The organism is uncultured Ferrimonas sp. (genome assembly GCF_947489035.1).
Taxonomy (GTDB): domain Bacteria; phylum Pseudomonadota; class Gammaproteobacteria; order Enterobacterales; family Shewanellaceae; genus Ferrimonas.
Genome location: NZ_CANLCI010000060.1, coordinates 1 through 1,023, shown reverse-complemented (window position 1 = coordinate 1,023; position 1,023 = coordinate 1). Strand labels below are relative to the sequence as shown.

Below are 1,023 nucleotides of genomic sequence, written 5' to 3'. Positions count from 1 at the left end.
ACCGGTCGTGTAGAGCGCGGTATCGTACGCGTAGGCGACGAAGTAGAAATCGTTGGCGTTAAAGAAACCACTAAGACCACCTGTACTGGTGTTGAAATGTTCCGCAAGCTGCTTGACGAAGGTCGTGCGGGCGAGAACTGTGGTGTTCTGCTGCGTGGTACCAAGCGTGAAGAAGTAGAGCGTGGTCAGGTTCTGGCACACCCAGGTACCATCAACCCACACACTCGCTTCACTTCAGAAGTATACGTACTGTCAAAAGAAGAGGGTGGTCGTCACACTCCTTTCTTCAAGGGCTACCGTCCACAGTTCTACTTCCGTACTACTGACATCACCGGTACCATCGAACTGCCAGAAGGCGTAGAGATGGTAATGCCAGGCGATAACATCCAAATGGACGTTACCCTGATTGCTCCTATCGCGATGGAAGAAGGCCTGCGCTTCGCTATCCGTGAAGGTGGCCGTACCGTAGGTGCTGGTGTTGTAGCTACCATTGTTGAGTAATATCAACGGTAGTTAACACTACATCTAAGAAAAGGCGTCCCTCGGGACGCCTTTTTGCGTTTTAAGCGGGAGCAAATACTGTAAAGCTGATCCAGTTTTGTGTCGGAAGCGCCACCACGGTAGCTGAGCTCGCTGCAATCGCTCGCCTTGGTTCCTGCGTACATCAGCATTAGCCATCGTCGTGTTTTTGAGCGGGTTAAGCATAGAGGCTCGCACTGTGATTTCTGTGGCAAGGCCGCTTAGGCGCAGAATGCTCGCAGTCCCATCAGCAACGAACTGCCCAGTACCGCCGACAATCCATCCCTTTCGATACAACCGCCGATACAACTTATCACTAGTCATTGAGCGCCAACCATAGAGCACGGCAGAAGAGTGATTCTGTACTGCAGATGCTGACCGTGGTGTAAACATTGGCAATCGCAGTACGGCGGTGCCAATCATCCTGCACAGCCACAGCCACAGCCACAGCCACAGCCACAGCCACAGCCACAGCCACAGCCACAGCCACAGCCACAGCCACAG

The 1,023-nt window shown here is 53.2% G+C and carries 1 protein-coding gene; it reads left to right on the top strand.

Annotation, left to right across the window (positions count from 1 at the left end; translation table 11 throughout):
- A partial coding sequence (locus tag Q0796_RS18045; protein WP_298445880.1) for an EF-Tu/IF-2/RF-3 family GTPase occupies window positions 1–501 on the top strand: 501 nt, incomplete at its 5' end.
- Window positions 502–1,023 lie beyond the last annotated feature (522 nt).